This window comes from Nitrogeniibacter aestuarii, assembly GCF_017309585.1.
In the GTDB taxonomy this organism is placed as follows: Bacteria; Pseudomonadota; Gammaproteobacteria; order Burkholderiales; family Rhodocyclaceae; genus Nitrogeniibacter; species Nitrogeniibacter aestuarii.
This window is the reverse complement of record NZ_CP071321.1, coordinates 1,302,958-1,325,404: the sequence shown is the minus strand read 5'-3', so window position 1 is coordinate 1,325,404 and position 22,447 is coordinate 1,302,958. Positions and strand designations below refer to the sequence as shown.

The following is a 22,447-nucleotide window of genomic DNA, read 5'->3' as shown; positions in this document are numbered from 1 at the left end:
CGCCATGGAACGCCTGGGCAAATACGAGCTTCGCAGTTTGCTGGGTGAAGGCGCCACCAGCGCCGTCTACCTGGCCTACGATCCGTTTGCCCAGCGCGAAGTTGCGATCAAACGCATCTACCCCGAGGTCCTCAAGGACCCCGAACGGGGGCGCCTTTATCGCCATCTGCTGATCACCGAGGCCTCACTCGCCGGGCGGCTGTCACATCCGCACATCGCCCAGATTTACGATGCCATGGTCGATGACGACGACGGCTACGTGGTCATGGAATATGTCCCGGGGGGGACGCTCGAACAGTTCTGCCGGCCAGACAGCCTGTTGCCCTTCGATCGCGTCATTGAAATCATCTTCAAGGCCACCCGCGCCCTCGACTACGCCTATCACCAGGGCATCACCCACCGCGACATCAAGCCGGCCAACATCCTGATGTGCAACCCGGAGGGGCAGGACATCAAGCTGTCCGACTTCGGCGCCGCCCTGTTTACAGCGTCGGACACGACCCAGATCTCCGGTGTCGGCTCGCCGGCTTACATGTCGCCCCAGCAAGTACGCGAGATGCCGCTGACGCATCAGACCGACATCTACTCACTGGGCGTGGTCATGTACCAGATGCTCACCGGCCGGCTGCCCTTCGAGGCCACGAACAACTACAGCCTGCTCTACCGGATTGCCAACGAAACGCCGCCATCCCCGGCGACCCTGCGCCCGGAAGTCCCTGACGAACTGGACGCCATCGTCCAGCGCGCCATGCAGAAGGATCTGGAAGATCGCTACGAGACGTGGGTCGAGTTCTCCCATGACCTCGCCCACGCGTTCAGGAACATCGGTCTGGCGGCCCGCAAAACCGCGACCTCGGACACCCAGAAGTTCCAGACGCTCCGTGGCCTCACCTTCTTCAGGGAATTTACCGACGTCGAAATCTGGGAGGTGGTGCGGTTCTCCGAATGGCGCTTCGCCCAGCCCGGCACCATGATTCTCAAAGAAGGCGAACCCGGCGATCACTTCTGCTTCCTCGCACGCGGCGAAGCGCGCGTATCAAAGCAAGGTCGCCTGCTGCACCTGCTGACGCCGGGCGACTGCTTCGGAGAAATGGCCGTTTTCTCGGCCGGCAGTGGCGTTCGGACCGCTTCGGTCGAGGCCAGCACCGAGGTCGAAATCATCACCGTGCGCTCCCGCGCACTGCAGCGTGCCTCCGATGCCTGCAGGATGCACTTCTACAAGGCATTTCTGGAAGTACTCGCCACCCGCCTGTCGATGACCAGCGCGCGCTACGCAAACGTCTAGCAATGAACACAGCGCGGCTGGACTTCATCGCCGATACGATTCGGCAGACCTGCGCCCCCGCGTTTTCGATTGCTCGCGTCGAATCCGTGAGCGGCGGCAGCGTCCACGACAGCTTCAGCGTTCTTGCTAGCGATGGCTCAAGATACTTCGTCAAAACCGGTGACGCCGTCGCACTCGACATGTTCGAAGCCGAGTGCGATGGACTCGATGGGCTCCGGGCGCCTGGCTGCTTCAAGATTCCGGAAGTCATCGCGGTCCGCGGAAACGCAGATCACGCGTGCCTCATCCTCGAGCATCTTGACCTGCGCCCGGTGGGCACGGACGCGGAAGGCAAACGATTCGGCGAAGCGCTGGCCCAATTGCATACCATCACGAATCCCGAGTTTGGCTGGCGGCGAGATCACTACCTTGGCCGCACACCACTGAACAACACCTGGACAACGCAATGGAGCCGCTTCCTCGCGACAACCCGCTTCGCCCCCCTTCTGGCGACTGCAATTGACCAGGGCCATACAGAGCTGAAAATCCCGGGAGAGAAGCTGCTGAACCGCCTGCCAGCACTCTTTGCCAACAACCCCCTCCAGCCTGCATTGACTCACGGAGACCTGTGGCACGGCAATGCCGGCATGACGGCGGACGGAACGCCAGTCCTTTTCGACCCGGCGACCAGCTTCGGTGACCCCGACGCGGATCTGGCGATGGCTTCACTGTTCGGGGGCTTTCCAAACAGCTTCTTTCTTGCCTATCGCGCTGCAATGCCGGCGCGTGAAGATCACGCCATGCGCGAGCGCCTTTATCGCTGCTTTCACCTTCTGAACCACCTTGTCCTCTTCGGCGCCGCATACAAGCGTGAAACACTTCGCCATCTTGAATGGCTCAATGCCTGGACTTGAGACGGGATCGCGATTTTCGTCACGTTGCGGCGAGGTATCGACAGAATCCCGCCCCTCATTTTGCTAGGATATGCCGTGTATCGGCTTGTCGATTTTTCTTACAGAGCCGCCAAGTACGTGTATGGCATAAATACTTTTATGTTTAGATTCATGGACATACACAGAAAAATGTTTTGGCCTGCTTTTTGCTTTTACTCGAGTCAACCGAGCTAAATCCAGCGTCCAAACGCGATCGAGATTGTTATGAAGACAAATATGCCCAGCAAAGACCAAGACATCCAAATGCCCAACACCGGCACCAGTGAGTCTGTCCGCATTTCGCGTCGACGCCTCGTTCGCGGCGCCGCTGGCGGCGTTGGTGTCATGATGGCGGTGAGCGCCAAAACGGCACTGGGGACAAACATCTGCCAAAGCCCTTCGGCCATGGTCAGTGGCAACACCAGTCCTGAGCGAGGCGCCCCCCCGCCGTGCTCTGGTGGCCGCTCTCCGGGCTTCTGGCGCAACCCTCAGCATTTCAATGCCTGGATTGGTGCCACGCCGCCGACACTGCGCAACGTCAAACTCTGTCCGACCGGCCTGGGTGGCATGACGCCAGCGAACATCTGCGCCCAAGGAACCACGGCATTCGAAGTCTGGGGAGCTGCTGCGAGCAACCATCTGGCCAGCTATTCCGGTACGGCGCAAGGCAGCGTCGAATGCGGCTCCGGTGGCCCCTTCACCATCAACCCTGAAGAGTGGGGTCTCTGGGGCATTCTGGCTTTCCCGAAGAACGCCGGCATCAACGAAGGTGATCTGCTGTGGCATCTGTGTGCGGCCTACCTCAACTCGCTGGCGTTCGAAGATTACGCCCTGACCACCGCCCAGGTGATTGATGCCGGCATGGCGCTCCTGAACAACCAGAACTGGTGCCCAGATGCCATCTCGGAAGAGGCATGCGGTGAGCGAGCATTCACCCCCTCCTCGTTCGTGTCGTACATTAGCGGCATGTATGACATCAACGCCGACCTCAACATCGAATGGTGCACGTCCAAGTAAACTCATCAGCCAGCGCTCCTGGTCCGCGTCGAATCCGTGATCTCAGTCGCCCGACGTGAGCCTTACGTGCATTCACCCGGGGCGCTCGCTGGCGCTTTCACCTGAGTGGCACCCGGAAGAGCCATCTGTTCTTTTTGACAGGCACTCCGGCGACTATTGGGTCATTCCCGGCACGACCCGGCTTTGGGTCGAACATCTGCTCGATGCCGGGGGACCGATCAACACCGAGTCGCTGCATGGTGTGACTCAAGAATTGACACCCGAGGAATTCGACGCGGCTTTGAAGCAGCTGGTCACGCTTGATATATTCCGAGTCACCAGCGAATGACGCCTCCTTAAGCGCGCCACACAGTGCTCGACACGATTCTTCGCATTCCACCCTTCAATGTCAGGGTCCGCGCTCCTTTTGCGGACGTCGCCGCTCATCTGGCGCGGTTTTACTCCGCCTATGAACGCCTCGAAGGAACCGCCTTTGTCGACTTCGACGTGGAATTGATTCCTGGCGGAGGGGTTCGCCGATGGTGGCGAAAGCAGGTGAGGTTTCGCGCCGATGCACAAATGCCCTTCCTCCCACTCCCTGCAGACCAGGCAGCCCCGTTACTCGAATGGGGCTTGAACTGGACCATTGCAAGCCGATCTCTCGGCTATCTCGTCCTGCACGCTGCAGTTCTCGCACGGGAAGGACGCGCGGTGATCCTGCCGGGATTCCCGGGCGCCGGCAAAAGCACCCTGTGTGCATCGATGTGCCACCTGAAAGACTGGCAACTCTTCTCCGACGAACTTGCCATCATTGATCCGGCAACACGTCGCCTGATCGCCCATCCGCGCCCGATCAGTCTCAAGAACGAATCCATTGATCTGGTCTCCGGTTTCCCGGGGGCCCGCCTCGGCCCTCTTTTTCACGACACGCGAAAAGGCACGGTTGCCCACGCAGCTGTCCCGGAAACATCGGTGCTCAAAGCAGAAAGCAGCGCTCAAGCCAAGTGGATTGTTTTCCCCAAGTTCAGCAAAGACGGCACGACAAGCATTGAAGAGATTACACGGGCTGAAGCCTTCACCCTGATTCAGCAACAATCGTTCAATCAGGAGCGAATGGGGGACGTCGGCTTCGACACACTATGCAGTTTGCTCAGCGAAACACGTTGCTACAGCATCAACTACGGCTCGACAGACGCAGGATTGCGCGCTATTGCGAGCATCGTCGCTGAGGCTGACTGATGCGCGCCGACATCGTCAAGCTGACCCATTTGATGACAGCACCCTCGCTGTCAGCGGACCTGAGCTCGTCCGAATGGCGCGAGCTGATCGCACTTGCGCGCGAGGAAAACCTGCTGGGCAAGCTCGGGGCGATTCTGACCTCGCACGATCAGATACCGAAGGGAAGCCCGGCAAGACATCTTGTCGGCGCCCTGATGCTGAGCCGGCGTCAGCGCCAGTCAGTGACTTGGGAAGCGCACAAGATTGATCAGGCGTTGTCCGAACTTGACGTACCCGTGGTGCTACTCAAAGGGGCCGCCTACGCCCTTGGCAACTTCGCGTCAGCTGACGGCCGCCTCTTCGGCGACGTGGATATCCTCGTCCCGCGCGAACATATTGCCCGGGTCGAAATGCAATTGAGAGTGCACGGCTGGAACAGCCTGAAACTTGATGCCTACGACCAACGCTACTATCGGCAGTGGATGCACGAAATACCGCCCATGATGCATGTACATCGCGGGACGGTGATCGACGTTCACCACACCATCCTGCCGCTGACGGCACGCTATCGCCCCGACCCAGCGCGGATCTTTTCCGAAGCGTCGCGCTTGAACGGTTTCCGATGCCTCAGGATCCCGTCACCTGAAGATCTCGTGATCCACAGCTGTTGCCACCTGGTGCATGAGGGTGAAGTCGATAACATCCTGCGCGACATTCACGATATAGCACGCCTTCTCGAAACCTGTTTTTCCAGTCATGACGCCCGGATGAAGCTGGCGCAAGCGGCGATCCATCATGATCTGCAGGAACCCACTTCATTGGCGCTATTGCTCGTTCAGCAGTATTTCAATCGGCCCGAGATTGCCCCGATTCTGGACGCTCTTGAGGCGCACAACTGGCAATCGTCACACGCGCGTCTGGTCAATCGCTATCTGCGCGCCATCGGGCCGGATCTGGACTCGACGCCCAGTTGGGGCAAGGCGCTGGCCCGACAACTTATCTACATCAGAGGCCATAGTCTGAGAATGCCACTCGCGATGCTCCTGCGGCATCTTGTGCGTAAAGCATGGATGCAGTGGCGTGACAAAGAGCCCATCCGGACAGCCGAGAATTAGAAAGGGCGCCTCAAGGGCACCCTTTTCAATGATCCGCAACCTACCTGATGACTCAGCCCGCAGCGGAGTCCTGCTTGAGCATCTCCTGCAACTCACCACTTTCATACATCTCGCTGATGATGTCACAGCCACCAACGAACTCGCCGTTGATGTAAAGCTGCGGAATGGTCGGCCAGTTGGCGTACTCCTTGATCCCCTGACGCACCGCCTCATCAGCCAGCACGTTCACCGCAGCGTACTCTTCGACACCTGCCAGTTTCAGCACCTGGGCAACCTTGGCTGAGAAACCGCACTGGGGGAACTGCGGCGTGCCCTTCATGAAAAGCACGACGGGGTTGGCGGAGACGAACTCCTTGATCTGCTCTTGAATGCTCATGATGAAGCTACCCGCAATAGTTGAGTCAAATGATCGGGAATTTTAGGCCTGTGCCCGTGCAGCGTCAAGCCGCCCGCCAGTCACCCGTTCGATCCGGGCGATATCACGCCACGATTGAATGTCCCGAAATGGCCCGGTCGCTAGCAGCGAGCGAACATCGCCGGCCTGATCATAGCCATGCTCGAACAACAGCCATCCGCCCGCCTGCAAGTGCGCGGGCGCATCCGCGCAGATTCGCGCAATGTCAGCCAGGCCGTCTCGCCCGCCCACCAGCGCACTCGCGGGCTCGAAACGAACATCCCCCGCCGCCAGATGCGGGTCCGATTCACGAATATAAGGCGGGTTGGACACAATGAGATCGAACAGTGGCTCGTCGCTCAATGCAGAAAACCAGTCGCTTTCGCAGAACCTGACCTGTGCACCCAGACGCTGCGAGTTCACCTTTGCAACATCCAGCGCCGGCACCGAGGCATCCACACCAACCACATCCGCCTCGGGCCATTCCCGGCTCAGCGTGACAGCAAGGGCGCCGCTCCCCGTCCCGAGATCGAGCACGCGCGCAGCCCCTTCCGGATAGAGTTGCCTGGCAAGATCGACAATGAGCTCGGTCTCCGGCCGCGGAATCAGCACCGACTCGTTCACCAGGAACTCACGTCCGTAAAACTCTCGATGGCCGACCAGATAGGCGACAGGGCGCCCCTGGCACCGCCCCTGCACAAGCGCATCGAACGCCGCCGTCTGCTTCGCGTCGAGTGGCGCGTCATCATGGGCAATCAGGTAACTCGTCCCGCATGCGAGCACGTGACACATCAAGACCCGGGCATCGACCCGCCCAATCAACGCGCCGGCCTGCCGCAGCGCCGCACCGACGGTCAGCCCGCTCAAGCGCCCTCGCCAGCCAGCGCCGCGAGCTGATCTGCCTGATATTCGGCCAACAAGGCACCAATCAGCTCATCCAGATCGCCCGCGAGAACGGCGTCCAGCTTGTAGAGCGTCAGATTGATGCGGTGATCGGTCACGCGCCCCTGTGGAAAGTTGTACGTCCGAATTCGCTCGGAGCGGTCGCCACTGCCGACAAGACTTTTCCGGGTGGCCGCCTCGGACTCACGCTGAGCACGCAACTGAACATCTCGAATGCGTGCAGCCAGAATCGACATGGCCTGTGCCTTGTTACGGTGTTGCGAGCGGTCATCCTGGCACTCCACGACGATGCCGGTCGGTAGGTGGGTGATACGCACAGCCGAGTCCGTCTTGTTGATGTGCTGCCCGCCGGCGCCACTCGCCCGATAGGTATCGATTCGCAAGTCTGCCGGGTTGATATCGACTTCCGCGACGTCGTCTGCTTCGGGCATGACAGCGACGGTGCAAGCCGACGTGTGGATGCGCCCCTGAGTCTCGGTCACCGGCACACGCTGTACTCGATGCCCCCCCGATTCGAACTTGAGACGCCCGTACGCACCTTCGCCACTGATCTGCACAATAGCCTCTTTGTAACCGCCCAGCTCGGATTCCGACATGGACACGGGCTCCACCTTCCAGCGGCGGGACTCGGCGTACCGAAGATACATGCGCAGCAAGTCCCCGGCGAACAAGGCAGCTTCATCGCCCCCGGTACCGGCACGGACTTCGAGAAACAGATTCCGGTGGTCGTCCGGGTCCTTGGGCAACAGCGCTGTTTGAAGATCTTTTTCCAGCTGCTCTATCTGCGCATCCGCGGTCGCAATTTCTTCCCGAGCCAGCTCGGCCATCTCGGGATCGGAGAGCATCTCCCGGGCAGCGGCCCTGTCAGCTTCTGCCTGCCGATAGTGGCCGAAGGCGGATACCACCGGCTCGATCTCTGCGCGCTCGCGCCCCAGACGAGCCAGTGCCTGACCATCCAGCGAGGCACTGTCGGCGAGTTGATGATCCACCTCGGCGAGTCGCGCCACCAGTTGGTCGAGTTTGTCCCGAATACTTTCTTTCATGAATTCTCACTGCATGCCCTGGCGGGCACACGAGGCGTCCGGGCTAATCGCCGCGATCACCGAGTTTGAAGATCTGGCCAATCAGCTCGCCCGCACGAGCACGCTCTTCACCTTCGGCGTGATTGAGGTAATGGGACGGGCCATGCAATAGCTTGTTCGTCAGACCATGACTCAGGGACTCCAGCACCACATCCACCGAATCGCCGCGGGCCAGACGGCGCATGGCCCGCTCCAGTTCCTGCTGACGCAAGCGGTCCGCTTCTTCACGCAGCGCCCGGATCGTCGGTACGGTATTGCGCGCTTCAAGCCAGTTGAAGAACCCGGTCACACGCTCTTCGATTATCGACTCGGCCTCAAGAACAGCCGCCTGTCGCGACTCCTTGCCCGACGCAACAACCTGGGCGAGATCGTCAACGGTGTACAGGAAGATGTCGTCGAGACCCTCGACCTCGCGCTCGATATCGCGGGGCACGGCCAGATCCACCATCACCATCGGGCGGTGGCGACGCGCCTTGAGTGCGCGTTCGACCATCCCCAGGCCGACGATCGGCAGTCGGCTTGCCGTACAGGAGACCACTACGTCGTACTTGTGCATGAGCTCGCCGACCAGATCGAGGCGCAACGTGTCGGCACCGAAACGTTCCGCCAGGGCGGTCGCACGCTCGGGCGTCCGGTTGGCAATCGTGATCTGCTTCGGCCCGGTGCCTGCGAAATGCGCAGCACACAATTCGATCATCTCGCCTGCACCGATAAAGAGCACGCGTTGATCCGACATGCGTTCGAAGATCCGCTCGGCCAGATGGACCGATGCTGCGGCCATGGACACGACGTTCGCACCGATCGCGGTGGTGGAACGGACCTCTTTGGCCACAGAAAACGTGCGCTCGAAGAGCTTGTGCAAGGTGGTGCCCAGCGTGCCGGCTTCTTCCGCCTGACGCATGGCTTCCTTGACCTGCCCCAGAATCTGCGGCTCGCCAAGCACCATCGAATCCAGACCACTGGCCACGCGAAACACGTGACGCACGGCATCGCGATCCGGATAGGTATAGAGGTAGGGCGCCACCTCTGACAGAGACAGGCTGTGATAGCGCGCCAGCCAGTCCGCAGCGGCGTCAGGCTCTTGCGTCGAAAAATAGACTTCCGTGCGATTACACGTGGAGAGAATCGCCGCTTCCTTCGCACAACGCCCGGTCAGATCCTTGAGGGCGGTCAGCAAACGCTCAGGACCAAACGCCACCCGCTCGCGAATCGCGAGGGGCGCGGTGTGGTGATTCAATCCGAGCGCGAAAAGGTGCATGAAGCAAAGAGGTCGGGAGGCTGAGGCCGAATTATATCACCCGCGTCCGCGACCAAAGCTTGAGGAAAATCAGACGGTTCTTGCCGATGATTGACGGCAGGTACCCGGTAAAAAAGAAAAACGCCGACCCTGAGGATCGGCGTTTTTCTTGATTCTGGTGGCCAGTCGCGGAATCGAACCACGGACACGCGGATTTTCAATCCGCTGCTCTACCAACTGAGCTAACTGGCCGAAGAGCGCGCATTATAGCCCAATCTCGGTCCGAGTCAAATAGTTCTGAAACTACGCCTCATCAAGCGGCCGGCGACGCGCGTAACTGCGCGGGAACACCACTTGCGCGATCGATCCCGGCCCTGCGGGATTGGGCTTCAATGTCACGCTCGCCCTATGCATGTCGGCAATTTCGCGCACGATCGGTAACCCCAGACCTGAGCCATCGGCATCGCTACCAAGTACCCGGTAGAAACGCTCGAAGACGCGCTCCTGATCCTCTTCGGGAATGCCGATACCCGTATCCTCGACCTCGAGAATGGCAAAGTCCGTGGCCTGCGTCCGAATGGTCACGGTTCCGCCCTCGGGCGTGTATTTGATGGCGTTATCCACGAGATTCATGATCATCTCATTCAGCAGCACAGGGTTGCCATCGACAAGCAGCGGCCACCCCGTATCCTCGACACCCAGATCAATGCGCCTGGCCTGGGCTCGGGGAAACAGATCAAGCGCAACTTCACGCACCAGCATTTCGAGATCGACCTGTTCGACCGCATAGATTTTCTCGGAGCTTGATTCTGCCCGGGCCAGCGTGAGCAGCTGATTGATCAGATGACTGGCGCGCTCCGTACTTCGGGCGATCCGGGTTAATGAATCGTGCAACAACTCGGGGTCGGTCTCGTCCAGCGCCAGTTCGGTCTGCATGCGCAATCCGGTCAGCGGGGTTCGCATCTGATGAGCGGCGTCCGCAATGAAGCGCTGTTGGGCCTGAAGGTTTTCTTCGAGGCGGGACATCATTTCGTTGAAGGCGACGATCAGTGGTCGCAGTTCTTCGGGAACGCCTGCCGTCGAGATCGGCGACAGGTCGGTCTGACGGCGACGCCGGATGAGCGCCTGAAGGCGGCTGAGCGGCGAGATCCCCCGGGAGAGCCCCACCCACACCAGCACCACCGCCAGCGGGATGATGGCGAACTGGGGCAGCAACACCCCGGTCACTACCTGCGAGGCCAGATCCGCTCGCTTGTTTCGGGTCTCCGCGATCTGAACCAGAACGGGAGGCCGTGTCGGGTCGGGCTCGGGCCGGGCAAACAAATAGGCGATACGCACTTCCTCGCCATGGATCACCTCGTCACGGAAATGAACTTCATCCGGCAACAGGCGCACTGGTGGCGCCGTCCAGGGGATCTCGACGTCACCGGAGATGACCCGATCCTTCTGATCGGCCACCTGGTAGTACACCGTGTCTTCCTGGTCGGCGCGAAAAAGAATGCGCGGCGGCGCCGGCAATCGAACCTCGGGCTGCGTGCCATTGAACTCGACCATTCGGGCAAGCGTCCGCACGCTCTCGGCCATGGCCTGGTCATATGGCTCATTGGCGATGTTGTCAGCCACGTTGTGGGTGACGATGATCGAGATCGGCCACAAAAACAGCAAGGGGGCCAGCATCCAGTCCAGGATTTCGCCAAACAAGGAGTTGTACTGCCCCTTGTTGCCATCCTTTTCCTTGCGACGACGCGGAATCACACGCACCCTCCGGTGCCGTGATCAGCCACCCTTGGCTTCACCTTCGGGCTTTTCCAGACAGTAGCCCAAGCCACGCACGGTCACGATGCGCACACCACTGGACTCGAGTTTCTTGCGCAGGCGATGCACGTACACCTCGATGGCATTGTTCGAGACTTCTTCGCCCCACCCGCACAGATGGTCCACCAACTGATCCTTGCTGACCAGCCGCCCTGCACGCAAGATGAAGATCTCCAGCAGCCCGATTTCGCGGGCCGAGAATTCGACCACCTGCCCACCGATCTTGACCACACGGTCCGCCTGATCGTAGCTCAGCTGTCCAAGTTCGATACAGCGCGGCTGGCCCGTGCCACGCCGGGTCAGCGCCCGAACACGCGCTTCCAGTTCGGGTAAGGCGAAGGGTTTGGTCAGGTAATCATCAGCCCCGGCATCCAGACCGCGCACACGATCGTCGACACCGTCCTGCGCCGTCAGGATGAGGACCGGCATGGCCGATTTTCGGCCCCTGAGACGTTTGAGCACCTCGATCCCGGGCAGTTTCGGCAAGCCCAGATCGAGAATCACCAAATCATAGATCTGACTCGCCAGCGCGGCGTCAGCCTCGGTCCCGGTGGCCACATGATCCATGGCATATCCGGCGCGCTTCAACGCTCGCACGAGGCCGTCGGCAATGACGGGATCATCCTCGGCTAGCAATATCCGCATATTCTGATGTCTGTAAGTTTTGCGTAAGCGGGCATCGTTATTTTCTCCCTCGCTGTTCTCCTTTTCTCGGTCTGCGGGAGTTCTGTCCGGTTTCCGGCACAGTCTCCAGGGAGCACCCAGCACCTGCATCGGGCTGCTCCCTGCCGATTTTTTTCCGACGATTATCCCATGCTTCGCGCCTTGCCGGGTCGCATTCGCGCGCCCTTGCCAAGGTGACAGGCATAAAAAAAGCCCCGCTTGACGCGGGGCTTTTTCGCTGGACGCTTGGGTCCGGGCAATTACATACCCATGCCCATGCCGCCCATGCCACCCATACCGCCCATACCGCCCATGTCGGGCATGCCCGGCTTGTCTTCCGGCAGCTCGCCGACCATGCAGTCGGTGGTGAGCATCAGGGAAGCCACGGAAGCAGCATTCTGCAGTGCGGTGCGGGTCACCTTGGTCGGGTCCAGAACACCCATCTCGACCAGATCACCGTACTCACCGGTACCGGCGTTGTAACCGAAGTTACCGTTACCTTCGGAGACCTTGTTGACCACCACGGACGGCTCGTCACCGGCGTTGGACACGATCTGACGCAGCGGCTCTTCCATCGCGCGCAGCACGATCTTCACACCGGCGTCCTGGTCGTGGTTGTCGCCCTTCAGACCTTCGAGGTTGGCACGAGCGCGCAGCAGCGCAACGCCACCACCGGCCACGATGCCTTCTTCGACGGCTGCGCGGGTTGCATGCAGCGCATCTTCCACACGGGCCTTCTTCTCTTTCATCTCGACTTCGGTCGCGGCGCCAACCTTGATGACGGCCACGCCGCCCGCCAGCTTGGCCACACGTTCCTGCAGCTTCTCGCGGTCGTAGTCGGAGGTGGCTTCCTCGATCTGGACACGGATCTGCTTGACGCGACCTTCGATGTCGCTGGTGTTACCGGCACCGTCGATGATGATGGTGTTTTCCTTGCCGATCTCGATGCGCTTGGCCTGGCCCAGATCTTCCAGGGAGGCCTTCTCGAGGGACAGACCCACTTCTTCGGAGATCACGGTACCGCCGGTCAGGATGGCGATGTCTTCGAGCATGGCCTTGCGACGGTCGCCAAAACCCGGGGCCTTGACGGCGCAGGTCTTCAGGATGCCGCGCATGTTGTTCACCACCAGGGTCGCCAGGGCTTCGCCCTCGACGTCTTCAGCGATGATCAGCAGCGGACGGCTGGACTTGGCCACTTGCTCGAGCACCGGCAGCAGATCTCGGATGTTGGAGACTTTCTTGTCGAACAGCAGGATGAACGGATCGTCCAGTTCAGCAACCTGCTTTTCCGGGTTGTTGATGAAGTACGGAGACAGGTAACCGCGGTCGAACTGCATGCCTTCCACGACGTCCAGCTCGTTCTGCAGGCTCTTGCCGTCTTCAACGGTGATCACGCCTTCCTTGCCGACTTTTTCCATGGCATTGGCAATGATTTCGCCGATGTCGGTGTCGGAGTTGGCGGAGATGGAACCGACCTGAGCGATTTCCTTGGTGGTGGAGCACGGCTTGGACAGGTCCTTGAGCTGCTCGATGGTGGCGGCAACCGCCTTGTCGATACCGCGCTTCAGGTCCATCGGGTTCATGCCGGCGGCCACGAACTTCATGCCTTCGCGAACGATGGCCTGGGCCAGCACGGTGGCCGTGGTGGTGCCGTCACCGGCGATGTCGGAGGTCTTGGAAGCGACTTCCTTGACCATCTGGGCGCCCATGTTCTCGAACTTGTCTTTCAGTTCGATTTCCTTGGCGACGGACACACCGTCCTTGGTCACGGTCGGGGCGCCGAAGGAACGCTCGAGCACCACGTTGCGGCCTTTCGGGCCCAGGGTCACCTTGACGGCGTTGGCGAGGATGTTCACGCCCTCGACCATGCGGGCACGGGCGGAATCACCAAACTTGACTTCTTTTGCAGCCATTATTTCTTGCTCCTGAAATTCGTTTTAGTACGTTGAACGACTTTAGGCGGGAGGCAGATCAGCCCTCGACAACACCCATGATGTCTTCTTCGCGCATGACGAGCAGCTCTTCGCCATCGACCTTGACGCCCTGGCCGGCATACTTGCCGAACAGCACGCGGTCACCGGCCTTGACGGCCATCGGACGCACTTCACCGTTGTCCATGATCTTGCCGTTGCCGACAGCGATCACTTCGCCCTGATCAGGCTTCTCGCCGGCGGAATCCGGGATCACGATGCCACTGGCCGTGGTGCGCTCGGCTTCAACACGCTTGACGATCACGCGATCATGCAAAGGACGAATTTTCATCGAGTTCTCTCCTTGGAACAGGTTCGATTGCTCGCGGCCACATGGCCGCATATCAACTAAAAAATCGGGTCTTCGACTGGCGGCGCCAATCACTGTTAGCACTCACCGCCGACGAGTGCTAATAATAGGGACGGCCTTGGGCTATTTCAACCCGCGGAGGCGAAACTTTTTTTAAAAGAATGGAAATTCAATCAGTTCGGCAGCGAATTGATCCGGCCAACGAGCCTCAGCGCAGCAGCTCTCCGGGCGAATAGAGCAAGCCCCGCTCGGAAAGGCTTCGGCGCCGCTGTCGACACGCGTCACCCACACGGCCTTGCGGCGGCCCGCCCTCGTAGCCCCACACCCCATTGCTCATGTTGATCCAGTAGCGCCCATTGGGCACCCGCGCACAGGCGGCCTGGTCGAGCATGTCAATCTGCGCTGGGGTCATGCGCTGGCCATTGACCACCACCATGCGTTCAGCCGCCACGCCATGACCCGCAAGGCACAAGCCGAATGCAAATGCGATCAGGTGAATCGATGTGATCTTTGCCATGGATTCTCTCCTCGCTTGAGTCAATCCATGCTCTGCCGATCCCCCGGTTGTGGCAGTGATGTCGTTCACCCGTGCGCCGAGCGGCCGATAAGCGGATGAGCCAATCTTCTATAATGCGCACTCGAATCACCCAACAGAAGAACATCGTGCGCACCCCAGAACTTCTCGCTCCGGCCGGCTCCCTGGCCATGCTCAAGACCGCATTCGATTTCGGCGCGACCGCCGTCTATGCCGGTCAGCCCCGCTACTCGCTGCGCGTGCGCAACAACGACTTCGGTGATTTTCCGGTTCTGGCCGAGGGCATCGAACACGCCCACCGTCTTGGCCACCGCTTCTATCTGGTCTCCAACATCTACCCGCACGGGGCGAAACTGAAGACCTATATCGAAGACATGGCACCGGTCATCGAGCTCAAGCCCGATGCGCTGATCATGTCCGACCCGGGTCTGATTCTCATGGTGCGCGAGACCTGGCCTGACGTGGAAGTGCATCTGTCGGTGCAATCCAACACCGTCAATGCCGCTGCCGTGCGCTTCTGGCAGCAGGCCGGCGTGAAGCGGGTGATTCTCTCGCGCGAGCTGTCGCTCGACCAGATCGCCGAAATCCGACAGGCCTGCCCGGACATGGAACTCGAAGTGTTCGTGCACGGTGCGCTGTGCATCGCCTATTCCGGTCGCTGCCTGCTGTCGGGTTACTTCAATCACCGCGACGCCAACCAGGGCACCTGCACCAATGCCTGCCGCTGGGACTTCAAGGTCAACAAGGCTCAGGAAGATGCCACCGGTGACGTCTATCTGATCGAGGAGCCCGACGGCAAGCGTGCCGGCGAGCAGATGCCCATCGAGGAAGACGAACACGGCACCTACATCCTCAATTCGAAGGATCTTCGCGCCATCGAGCATGTGCACCGTCTGGCCGAGATCGGCATCGATTCGCTCAAGATCGAAGGCCGCACCAAGAGCCCGTACTATGTGGCTCGCACCTGCCAGTCCTACCGTCAGGCCATTGATGATGCCGTGGCCGGTCGCCCGCTCGACCCAGCCCTCCTCGGCCAGCTCGAAGGCCTGGCAAACCGGGGCTACACCGACGGCTTCTACCAGCGCCACACACCGCACGAAACTCAGAACTATCTGCGCGGCCATTCCCTGTCGGGCCGCAGTCAGTATGTGGGCGACATCGTGTCCTGGGATGCCGACCGCCAGATGGTTGAGATCGTGGTCAAGAACCGCTTCGAGCTGGGTGACACCATCGAGATCATTCAACCGGCCGGCAATCATGATCACCGGATTGCGGTCATGGAAAACGCCAAGCGCGAGCCCGTCGAGGCTGCGCCGGGCAGTGGCCACCGGGTGTGGCTACCCCTGCCCGAATCGACGGTGGGCGCCTACGTGGCGCGCTACCTCGACGTGGGCGCCACCATGGCCGAAGGATCAACCCAGGCATCGTAATCGGTTTCACTGACCTGACCGCTGGCCACCGCCGCCTCGCGCAAGCTCAGGCCCTCAGCATGGGCTTGCTTGGCAATGGCGGCGGCCGCGTCATAACCAATGCGTGGCGTCAGCGCCGTCACCAGCATGAGCGACTGTTCCATCAACGACTCGATACGCCCGGTGTTGGCTTCGATTCCTTCGACACAATGCACCGTGAAACTGCGCATTCCGTCGGCAAGGAGGCGGATCGACTCAATCACTGCGTGAGCGATCACAGGCTTGAACACGTTGAGTTCGAAATTGCCGCTCGCGCCCGCGATGCCTACCGTCACGTCGTTGCCCATGACCCGAGCGCAGATCATGGTCATGGCCTCACACTGGGTGGGATTGACCTTGCCCGGCATGATCGAGCTGCCCGGCTCATTGGCGGGCAGGCTCAGTTCCCCAATGCCGCAACGCGGACCACTGGCGAGCCAGCGCACGTCATTGGCAATCTTGTTAAGCGTGGTAGCCAGGGTCTTGAGCGCGCCATGCAGTGTCACCAGGGCTTCATGTCCAGCAAGCGCAGCAAACCGGTTGGGCGCTGCGACGAATTCGAGACCGGTGGCCTTGGCCAGCCGATCGGCCACCGCCTCACCGAAACCTTCCACCGTATTCAACCCGGTACCGACGGCCGTTCCGCCGATCGCCAGGGACAGAACGGCCGGCATGGCAGACTCGACGGCCCCCACCGCCAGGTTGAGCTGGGCCACGTAACCGGAAAACTCCTGCCCCAGGGTCAGCGGCGTGGCGTCCTGAAGATGGGTACGGCCGATCTTGACGATACCGGCAAAAGCAGAGGCTTTCGCTGACAGCGCCAGCGTCAATTGCCGGGCGGCAGGCAACAGTGCCTCACGAACCTCCATCGCCGCGGCAACATGCATGGCCGTCGGGAAAACGTCATTGGACGACTGCCCGAGATTGACCTGATCGTTCGGATGCACCTGGCGCGACGCCCCCCGCTCGCCACCGAGCAGTTCCGACGCACGATTGGCGAGCACCTCATTCATGTTCATGTGCGACTGCGTGCCTGAGCCCGTCTGCCAGACGGCGAGCGGAAACTGGTGTTCATGTCGCAGGTCGAGCACTTCCTGCGCCGCCTCGACAATCGCATCCGCAGTGCGCTCGTCGAGTCGCCCGAATGCCGCATTGGTCTGGGCCGCCGCAGCCTTCACCCGCGCCAGGGCATGCATGACTGCCATGGGCATGCGCTGGTCACCAATATCGAAATGGTGTCGCGCCCGCTCGGTCTGCGCCCCCCACAGCGCCTCGCGTGGCACCTCGACAGCCCCCAGCGAGTCGTATTCGGTTCGCGAGTCCGCCATGACTGGTCTCCTTGATAGTCCTGAGTATCAATTCGAACCGGATCGGCACTCGATCGTTCCCCAACAGCGGTATCTGAAATGAAAACGGGCCCGAAGGCCCGAATTTCATGTGTCGATTTGAACGCGGTCCGGCTTATTGCGCCACTTCCCTCACGATCTGCCAACGACCACCGGTACGCACCCATTCCAGACGCTTGGTCACCACATCCTGATAGTCATTGGAGCGATATGTCTGACGGAACACTGTCGCCGCAGTATCAGCGCCCAGTTTCTGCACCTGAACATCCGCCACTTCGATGCTGATCGGCCCGGCTTTACCCAGGCGTTGCTGGCGCACGCGTTCCCAGGCCGCGAGCGACTCACCCCCCTCGGGACGGAAGGCTTCGCCATAGAAGTCGCGGTAACGCGGATAGTCCTTGCTTTCCCACGCCTTGGCCCAGTTCGAGGTGGCCGTCTGCAAGGCAACCACGGTGCCATCCACGGCGGCTGCCGGCGTCTCGGTGGTCACGGGCTCAGCCTTGACCGCGGCCATCGTGGTCTTGAGTACTGCGCTGGGTGCCGGTGCCAGGACAGGACAGGCCGCGCCCGGATCGACCGCTTCGCGCTCGTCACTGATGTCACTGAGGGCCGGCAGGTCTTCGCGCGCCACCTCCACCGAGGTGAGCAGTTTGCCCATGCCGGCCAGCGCCCGCGCATGCGCCGTCACCTCGTCGAAGGCAGCGTTCACGTAAGCGCGACGCGCCTGGAAGTATTCGTTTTCAGTGTCCAACAAATCGAGCAGCGTCCGCTGGCCGATGTCGAACTGACGACGGTAGGCCTCGCGAGCCTTGCCGATCGACAGTTGATGCTGGTTCAGGTAGGTGAGTTGCTCGGCAATCCGGCCCACGTCGTTGTAGGCAATCGACAGTGTCTGGCGCATGTCGCGGCACGACTTGTCACGGAGGTCCTTGGCCAGATTCAGCCGCTCGGCAAACTGATTGACGGTGGCACGATCCGAGCCGCCGTTGAACAGGTTGTAATTCAGCACCAGCTCGATCACGCGATCGGAATGACGCCCTGCCGCGCCATCGGTATTCCAGTCCACTCCCTGACGCGCGCGCAGATCCACGGTCGGATGGAACGCGGATTTCTTGCCGCGCGCCTCTTCGCGGGCGGCTCTCATGTTCTCGATCGCGGCCTGAAAGGCCGGGTTGGCGGTGTAAGCCAGGCGCAGCGCCTCGGCCACGTCTGCAGGGATGTTGCTGGTGAGCCTGTCCAGTGGCGCCAGGGTGTCTGCGGGCAGCTCACCGACGACGCGCAGGTAGCGGGCACTCACGTCATGCAGATTGGAGGCTTCGGTCAGCAGGTTGGACTCGGCCAGCGCCAGACGCCCGGCGGCCTGCTCGAAATCCACGCGGCGACCGACGCCGGCTCTCACCCGCTCTTCGATCTGATCGAACACGCTCTTGTGCTGATCGTAGTTTTCCCGCGCCAGCGTGACCAGCTCACGATATCGCTGGACGTCGGCGTAGGCACGCGCGGTTTCGAGCGCCGTCTGCTCGGATGCATCGAGCAGTTCGAAATAGCGGGTCAGTTTGGCGTGATCGAGACGCGAGACCTCGCTTTGCGTCGCAAAGCCGTCATAGACCATCTGGTTCAGCGAAAGTGTCGCGCCGCGGCGGCTGTAGTTACGGTCGGCCTGGCCCGGATCGGTCTGACGCTCCCGGCCAATGCCTGCAGTCAGGTCCACACGGGGGTAGTAGCCGCCTTCGGCCACATTGCGCTCCTGCTCGGCCGCCAGGTAAGCATGCCATGCAGCCTGCACTTCAGGATTCGACACAACGGCTTTCTGGATGGCCTCACGAAGATTGGCGGCGGGCTCGGCGAAGGTCGGCGCTGATGCGGCAACAACGGCCAGTGCGACAGTCACGACTCGGGCAATTTTTCTCATGAACTCAATTTCTGACCAGTTGATCCGTTATTCATATCTGTGGCGCAGACCCGGCGAGAAGATCACCCGAATCGACCAAAATCATGATAACCACCAAGATTGCGAAAGAATGTAAGGAATTTGGCATTTTTAACCAAATCGCAAGCTCAGTCGGTAACGCGCCGCAGGAAGGGTATCCCTTTTTGCACAGCACGAAAACGGCGTCTTGTGACGCCTTGTCATAAGCATCGTGATTTCTTCGTCATCACGATGTCATCCTGACTTCTTTTGGCGAGCACTACGCCGGCGTTTATTTGCAGCCGGCGTTTTCTTCATTGCACTGGTTTCTTCCGCGAACTCCACCCTGGATCGTGTCGAAGCCACCGCCCTCTCCCGCTACGGCGACACCGTCGCCGAGCGTGTTCGCCAGTGGCGCAGTGCTCTGAATACGGCGAACGAGCAGTCCGAGCGCGATCAGTTGCGCGACATCAACCAGTTTTTCAATCGCAACATCCAGTTCAGTGACGATCCGGTTGTCTGGCGCTCGAAAGACTACTGGGCAACGCCGCTTGAAACATTCTCCAAAGGTGCGGGTGATTGCGAGGACTTCGTGATCGCCAAATACCTTTCCCTGAGGCTGCTGGGCATCCCTGACAGCAAGCTACGCCTCATCTATGTCCGGGCGCGCATCGGCGGGCCCAACAGTTCTCTGACTCAGGCCCATATGGTGCTGGGATATTACGAAACGCCGACCGCAGAACCACTTGTACTGGATAATCTGCTCGGAGACATTCAACCCGCATCGCGTCGTACCGACCTGTCGCCGATCTTCAGTTTCAACAGCAGCGGCCTCTGGGTCCAGGGCGCAAGCCGACCGAGCGCCAGTTCCACAGAGCGCCTGTCACGCTGGCGCGATCTGGTCGCACGACTGACCGAGGAAGGGTTTGAACCATGACACCACACGACAACGAGAGGACGCTCGCATGTCCCTGATCAAACAACTCTGGCTCGCCACTCTAGTGCTCATGCTCGCGGCCTTCGGCTGCAGCTTCGTGATCAGCACCTTGTCTGCACGCAATTATCTGGAGCAGGAACTGAGCTTCAAGAACCGCGACAACGCGAACGTGCTGGCACTGGCCATGACCCAAATGCCGAAAGACGCGGCCACCGTTGAACTGCTGGTGGCCGCACAGTTCGACAACGCGCATTACGATCTGATCCGCTTGACCGACCCGACGGGCGAGAAGGTCATTCTGGAACGCTCAACGAGCGATGCCGAAGGCAAACGCCAACTGGGCATCCGTGACGATCTTCAAACCGTGCCAGCGTGGTTCAAGCACATGGTCACACTCCACCCGGATGCCGGCGTCGCCTTCATCAACGATGGCTGGCAGGCCTTCGGTACTTTGACGGTGCGCAGCGACACCGGTTTTGCTTACGAGAGCCTGTGGCGCGGCTCCACGAATTTATTGGGCAGCTTCGCCATCGGCGCGCTCGTTGTCTGCGCCCTCGGCAGTCTGGTCCTGCGCTGGATGCTGAAACCGCTCGATATCGTTGTCGAACAGGCGGAGGCGATTGGCGAGCGTCGCTTCATTTCGAGCCCCGCGCCTTCGACGCCGGAGTTCGCCGCCGTGGTCAATGCCATGAACATCCTGAGCGAACGGGTCCGCGCCATTCTCGACGGAGAGTCGGCGCGTCTGGACCAATTGCGCCGGCAGGCACAGCACGACGCGGTCAGCGGCCTGTCCAATCGCGAACATTTCATGGCGCAGGTGTCCGCCACGCTGGACAACGACGACGCCCCGGCCGAAGGTGCGTTGGCGATCGTGCGTGTTGAACATCTCATCCAGATCAACGAGGCCCTGGGTCGCAAGACGGCCGACGAGGTGCTGCGCAAGCTTTCCAATGCGCTTGAGCGCGTTGCAGGCGACGATGGTCAGATGATTCTGGGCCGACTCAATGGCACCGACTTCGCGCTCTTGAGCCCCGACGAGCCGGATCCCGAGGCACTCGGTCTGCGCATCTCGGAACAACTCGATGTCAGCGTGCGCTCAAGCCTGCCGGTCGAACACGCCGTTCTGCCGGTGGGCATCGCCTGCTATCGTCGCGGCGCGCCGCTGCCGCAACTGCTGGCCCACGCCGATGTGGCGCTTAACCGCTCGAAAGAAAATGACGGGCAGACACCGCACATCGAGCGCGTAGACACCACGATCCGACCCGCCACGGATCTGTCGAGCTGGCGTGGCCTGATCAGCGAAGCGCTGGCACTCGGCCGATTCAGTCTGGTTCAGTTCCCGGTCATGCGCAGCGACGGCGGATTGCTGCACCACGAATTGCCGATGCGCATGCACCATCCCGACAACACCAGCGTCCTGACCGCAGGCGATGTCATTCCCTGGGCGACCCGTTGCGGCCTGTTGCCTCAGATCGACGAGCTGGTGGTCGATAAAGCGCTGAGTCTGGCCGAATCGGCCGAAATCGACGTCTGTATCAATCTGTCGGTGGAGTCCATGTGCCATCCGGGCACCGTCATTCGTCTGCTCGACAAGCTCAAGGCACAACCCGATTCGGCGCGCAGACTATGGATCGATCTACCCGAGAATGCCGCCTTCCGTCATGCCGAAGCCTTCCGCCGCCTGTGCGGTGCGCTCAAACCCCTGGGCTGCCGGATTGGCCTCGAGCATGTGAGCCAGCAGGTCTGCCGGATCGGGGAGCTCCATGATGTGGGCCTCGACTATCTGAAGATCAGCGCCAGCGTCGTGCGTGAAATCGACCACCATCCGGGCAACCAGACCTTCCTGCGCGGACTGGTCTCCATCGGTCACACCATGGGCATGCAGGTGATTGCCGAGGGCGTCAGTCGCCCGGAGGAAAAGAGCTTGCTGACCGAGCTGGGCTTCGATGCCATGACCGGGCCCGGCGTTCGCTGATTCAACCGCCCATGAATAAAGGCGCCCGCGGGCGCCTTTATTCATGCTCAGACCGTTTCGTCGTCACCGAGCAAGTCGAGCGAGCCCCGACTCTGACGCATGGAGCGACGCTCCATGAGCTTGGCCTGAGCGGGCGGGGGCAAATCGGTAAAGCGGATCACATCGCGGCTGATGAGCAGATCAATCACGTCTTCAAGCACCCGCACCAGCCGCAGGTCGGAATCGACCAGGGCGGTCTCTCCCAGCAAGCCGTGGGCAAAGGCGGCCACGGTCGGGTCCGATGTATCGGCCTGTTCCGTGTGCTCGGCATCGGCCTGGAGGCTGACGGAGATCAGTTGCCCTTGAGCATCGCGTTTGACATACACCATGTCGTTCTCCGGAGTGCGGGCCGCCCGCTT

General features: G+C 60.8%; 21 protein-coding genes and 1 tRNA gene. 9 read left to right on the top strand and 13 right to left on the bottom strand.

Annotated elements, in window-relative coordinates; translation table 11 throughout:
* The first annotated feature begins 4 nt into the window (after positions 1-4).
* The 6 genes from J0W34_RS06105 to J0W34_RS06080 all read left to right on the top strand — a co-directional run bounded on the left by J0W34_RS06105 (position 5) and on the right by J0W34_RS06080 (position 5,525).
* Positions 5-1,285, top strand: a complete 1,281-nt coding sequence (locus J0W34_RS06105) for a serine/threonine-protein kinase (protein WP_227817079.1) — start codon at positions 5-7, stop codon at positions 1,283-1,285.
* Between the two features lie 2 nt (positions 1,286-1,287).
* On the top strand, positions 1,288-2,178 hold the full coding sequence (locus J0W34_RS06100) for a fructosamine kinase family protein (RefSeq protein ID WP_269144638.1): 891 nt from the start codon (positions 1,288-1,290) through the stop codon (positions 2,176-2,178).
* A 255-nt stretch (positions 2,179-2,433) separates the two neighbouring features.
* Positions 2,434-3,213 carry a hypothetical protein gene (locus J0W34_RS06095; protein ID WP_230971062.1) on the top strand — a complete coding sequence of 260 codons (780 nt, stop codon included), beginning with the start codon at positions 2,434-2,436 and terminating at the stop codon, positions 3,211-3,213.
* Between the two features lie 55 nt (positions 3,214-3,268).
* The gene (locus tag J0W34_RS06090) at positions 3,269-3,541 is read left to right on the top strand and encodes a hypothetical protein (protein ID WP_230971061.1); all 273 of its coding nucleotides are present in this window, start codon (positions 3,269-3,271) and stop codon (positions 3,539-3,541) included.
* Between the two features lie 23 nt (positions 3,542-3,564).
* Positions 3,565-4,431 (top strand): HprK-related kinase A, encoded by an 867-nt coding sequence (locus J0W34_RS06085; protein WP_230971060.1) that lies wholly within the window; start codon positions 3,565-3,567, stop codon positions 4,429-4,431.
* Positions 4,431-5,525: a nucleotidyltransferase domain-containing protein gene (locus tag J0W34_RS06080; RefSeq protein ID WP_230971059.1), complete on the top strand. Its 1,095-nt coding sequence runs from the start codon at positions 4,431-4,433 to the stop codon at positions 5,523-5,525. The genes J0W34_RS06085 and J0W34_RS06080 overlap by 1 nt, the downstream gene beginning before the upstream one ends.
* Positions 5,526-5,577: 52 nt before the next feature.
* On the opposite strand, the gene grxD is transcribed toward J0W34_RS06080, so the two are convergent.
* The 10 genes from grxD to J0W34_RS06030 all read right to left on the bottom strand — a co-directional run bounded on the left by grxD (position 5,578) and on the right by J0W34_RS06030 (position 14,416).
* Complete coding sequence (gene grxD, locus J0W34_RS06075) at positions 5,578-5,901, bottom strand: Grx4 family monothiol glutaredoxin (protein ID WP_230971058.1); 324 nt, start codon at positions 5,899-5,901, stop codon at positions 5,578-5,580.
* Between the two features lie 42 nt (positions 5,902-5,943).
* Positions 5,944-6,786 (bottom strand): peptide chain release factor N(5)-glutamine methyltransferase, encoded by an 843-nt coding sequence (gene prmC / locus J0W34_RS06070; protein ID WP_230971057.1) that lies wholly within the window; start codon positions 6,784-6,786, stop codon positions 5,944-5,946.
* On the bottom strand, positions 6,783-7,865 hold the full coding sequence (prfA, locus tag J0W34_RS06065) for a peptide chain release factor 1 (RefSeq protein WP_230971056.1): 1,083 nt from the start codon (positions 7,863-7,865) through the stop codon (positions 6,783-6,785). The genes prmC and prfA overlap by 4 nt, the downstream gene beginning before the upstream one ends.
* Positions 7,866-7,908: 43 nt before the next feature.
* Positions 7,909-9,162 (bottom strand): glutamyl-tRNA reductase, encoded by a 1,254-nt coding sequence (gene hemA / locus J0W34_RS06060; RefSeq protein ID WP_227817087.1) that lies wholly within the window; start codon positions 9,160-9,162, stop codon positions 7,909-7,911.
* Positions 9,163-9,317: 155 nt separating this feature from the next.
* Positions 9,318-9,393, bottom strand: a tRNA-Phe gene (locus J0W34_RS06055).
* Between the two features lie 51 nt (positions 9,394-9,444).
* Positions 9,445-10,896: a sensor histidine kinase gene (locus J0W34_RS06050; RefSeq protein ID WP_230971055.1), complete on the bottom strand. Its 1,452-nt coding sequence runs from the start codon at positions 10,894-10,896 to the stop codon at positions 9,445-9,447.
* A 21-nt stretch (positions 10,897-10,917) separates the two neighbouring features.
* Positions 10,918-11,601 carry a response regulator gene (locus tag J0W34_RS06045; protein ID WP_227817101.1) on the bottom strand — a complete coding sequence of 228 codons (684 nt, stop codon included), beginning with the start codon at positions 11,599-11,601 and terminating at the stop codon, positions 10,918-10,920.
* 278 nt (positions 11,602-11,879) lie between these two features.
* Positions 11,880-13,532: a chaperonin GroEL gene (groL, locus tag J0W34_RS06040; RefSeq protein WP_227817102.1), complete on the bottom strand. Its 1,653-nt coding sequence runs from the start codon at positions 13,530-13,532 to the stop codon at positions 11,880-11,882.
* A gap of 58 nt (positions 13,533-13,590) precedes the next feature.
* Positions 13,591-13,881, bottom strand: coding sequence for a co-chaperone GroES (gene groES, locus J0W34_RS06035; RefSeq protein ID WP_230971054.1), 291 nt, complete (start codon positions 13,879-13,881; stop codon positions 13,591-13,593).
* A 226-nt stretch (positions 13,882-14,107) separates the two neighbouring features.
* A complete protein-coding gene (locus J0W34_RS06030) occupies positions 14,108-14,416 on the bottom strand; it encodes a hypothetical protein (RefSeq protein WP_230971053.1) in 309 nt (102 codons plus the stop codon).
* A 113-nt stretch (positions 14,417-14,529) separates the two neighbouring features.
* Between J0W34_RS06030 and J0W34_RS06025 the strand changes: the two genes are divergently transcribed.
* Positions 14,530-15,864, top strand: a complete 1,335-nt coding sequence (locus J0W34_RS06025; protein WP_230971052.1) for a peptidase U32 family protein — start codon at positions 14,530-14,532, stop codon at positions 15,862-15,864.
* On the opposite strand, the gene fumC is transcribed toward J0W34_RS06025, so the two are convergent.
* Positions 15,813-17,210, bottom strand: coding sequence for a class II fumarate hydratase (gene fumC / locus J0W34_RS06020; protein ID WP_230971051.1), 1,398 nt, complete (start codon positions 17,208-17,210; stop codon positions 15,813-15,815). The two genes, J0W34_RS06025 and fumC, sit on opposite strands and share 52 nt — an antisense overlap.
* A gap of 133 nt (positions 17,211-17,343) precedes the next feature.
* On the bottom strand, positions 17,344-19,140 hold the full coding sequence (locus tag J0W34_RS06015) for a TolC family outer membrane protein (RefSeq protein WP_230971050.1): 1,797 nt from the start codon (positions 19,138-19,140) through the stop codon (positions 17,344-17,346).
* A 229-nt stretch (positions 19,141-19,369) separates the two neighbouring features.
* Here J0W34_RS06015 and J0W34_RS06010 point away from each other — a divergent pair, with 229 nt between their 5' ends.
* Together J0W34_RS06010 and J0W34_RS06005 are read left to right on the top strand one after the other, a co-directional pair.
* Complete coding sequence (locus J0W34_RS06010) at positions 19,370-20,074, top strand: transglutaminase-like cysteine peptidase (protein WP_230971049.1); 705 nt, start codon at positions 19,370-19,372, stop codon at positions 20,072-20,074.
* A gap of 28 nt (positions 20,075-20,102) precedes the next feature.
* Positions 20,103-22,049, top strand: coding sequence for a bifunctional diguanylate cyclase/phosphodiesterase (locus J0W34_RS06005; RefSeq protein ID WP_230971048.1), 1,947 nt, complete (start codon positions 20,103-20,105; stop codon positions 22,047-22,049).
* A 47-nt stretch (positions 22,050-22,096) separates the two neighbouring features.
* Here J0W34_RS06005 and J0W34_RS06000 read toward each other — a convergent pair whose 3' ends face one another.
* The gene (locus J0W34_RS06000) at positions 22,097-22,417 is read right to left on the bottom strand and encodes a hypothetical protein (RefSeq protein ID WP_227817110.1); all 321 of its coding nucleotides are present in this window, start codon (positions 22,415-22,417) and stop codon (positions 22,097-22,099) included.
* Positions 22,418-22,447 lie beyond the last annotated feature (30 nt).

Bases quoted from the DNA above. Each gene is read 5' to 3' on its own strand.
- J0W34_RS06105 (WP_227817079.1), top strand. From the start codon at position 5: ATGGAACGCCTGGGCAAATACGAGCTTCGCAGTTTGCTGGGTGAAGGC.
- J0W34_RS06100 (WP_269144638.1), top strand. From the start codon at position 1,288: ATGAACACAGCGCGGCTGGACTTCATCGCCGATACGATTCGGCAGACC.
- J0W34_RS06095 (WP_230971062.1), top strand. From the start codon at position 2,434: ATGCCCAGCAAAGACCAAGACATCCAAATGCCCAACACCGGCACCAGT.
- J0W34_RS06080 (WP_230971059.1), top strand. From the start codon at position 4,431: ATGCGCGCCGACATCGTCAAGCTGACCCATTTGATGACAGCACCCTCG.
- grxD (WP_230971058.1), bottom strand. From the start codon at position 5,901: ATGAGCATTCAAGAGCAGATCAAGGAGTTCGTCTCCGCCAACCCCGTC.
- prfA (WP_230971056.1), bottom strand. From the start codon at position 7,865: ATGAAAGAAAGTATTCGGGACAAACTCGACCAACTGGTGGCGCGACTC.
- hemA (WP_227817087.1), bottom strand. From the start codon at position 9,162: ATGCACCTTTTCGCGCTCGGATTGAATCACCACACCGCGCCCCTCGCG.
- J0W34_RS06045 (WP_227817101.1), bottom strand. From the start codon at position 11,601: ATGCGGATATTGCTAGCCGAGGATGATCCCGTCATTGCCGACGGCCTC.
- groL (WP_227817102.1), bottom strand. From the start codon at position 13,532: ATGGCTGCAAAAGAAGTCAAGTTTGGTGATTCCGCCCGTGCCCGCATG.
- groES (WP_230971054.1), bottom strand. From the start codon at position 13,881: ATGAAAATTCGTCCTTTGCATGATCGCGTGATCGTCAAGCGTGTTGAA.
- J0W34_RS06030 (WP_230971053.1), bottom strand. From the start codon at position 14,416: ATGGCAAAGATCACATCGATTCACCTGATCGCATTTGCATTCGGCTTG.
- J0W34_RS06025 (WP_230971052.1), top strand. From the start codon at position 14,530: ATGCGCACTCGAATCACCCAACAGAAGAACATCGTGCGCACCCCAGAA.
- fumC (WP_230971051.1), bottom strand. From the start codon at position 17,210: ATGGCGGACTCGCGAACCGAATACGACTCGCTGGGGGCTGTCGAGGTG.
- J0W34_RS06015 (WP_230971050.1), bottom strand. From the start codon at position 19,140: ATGAGAAAAATTGCCCGAGTCGTGACTGTCGCACTGGCCGTTGTTGCC.
- J0W34_RS06005 (WP_230971048.1), top strand. From the start codon at position 20,103: ATGTCCCTGATCAAACAACTCTGGCTCGCCACTCTAGTGCTCATGCTC.
- J0W34_RS06000 (WP_227817110.1), bottom strand. From the start codon at position 22,417: ATGGTGTATGTCAAACGCGATGCTCAAGGGCAACTGATCTCCGTCAGC.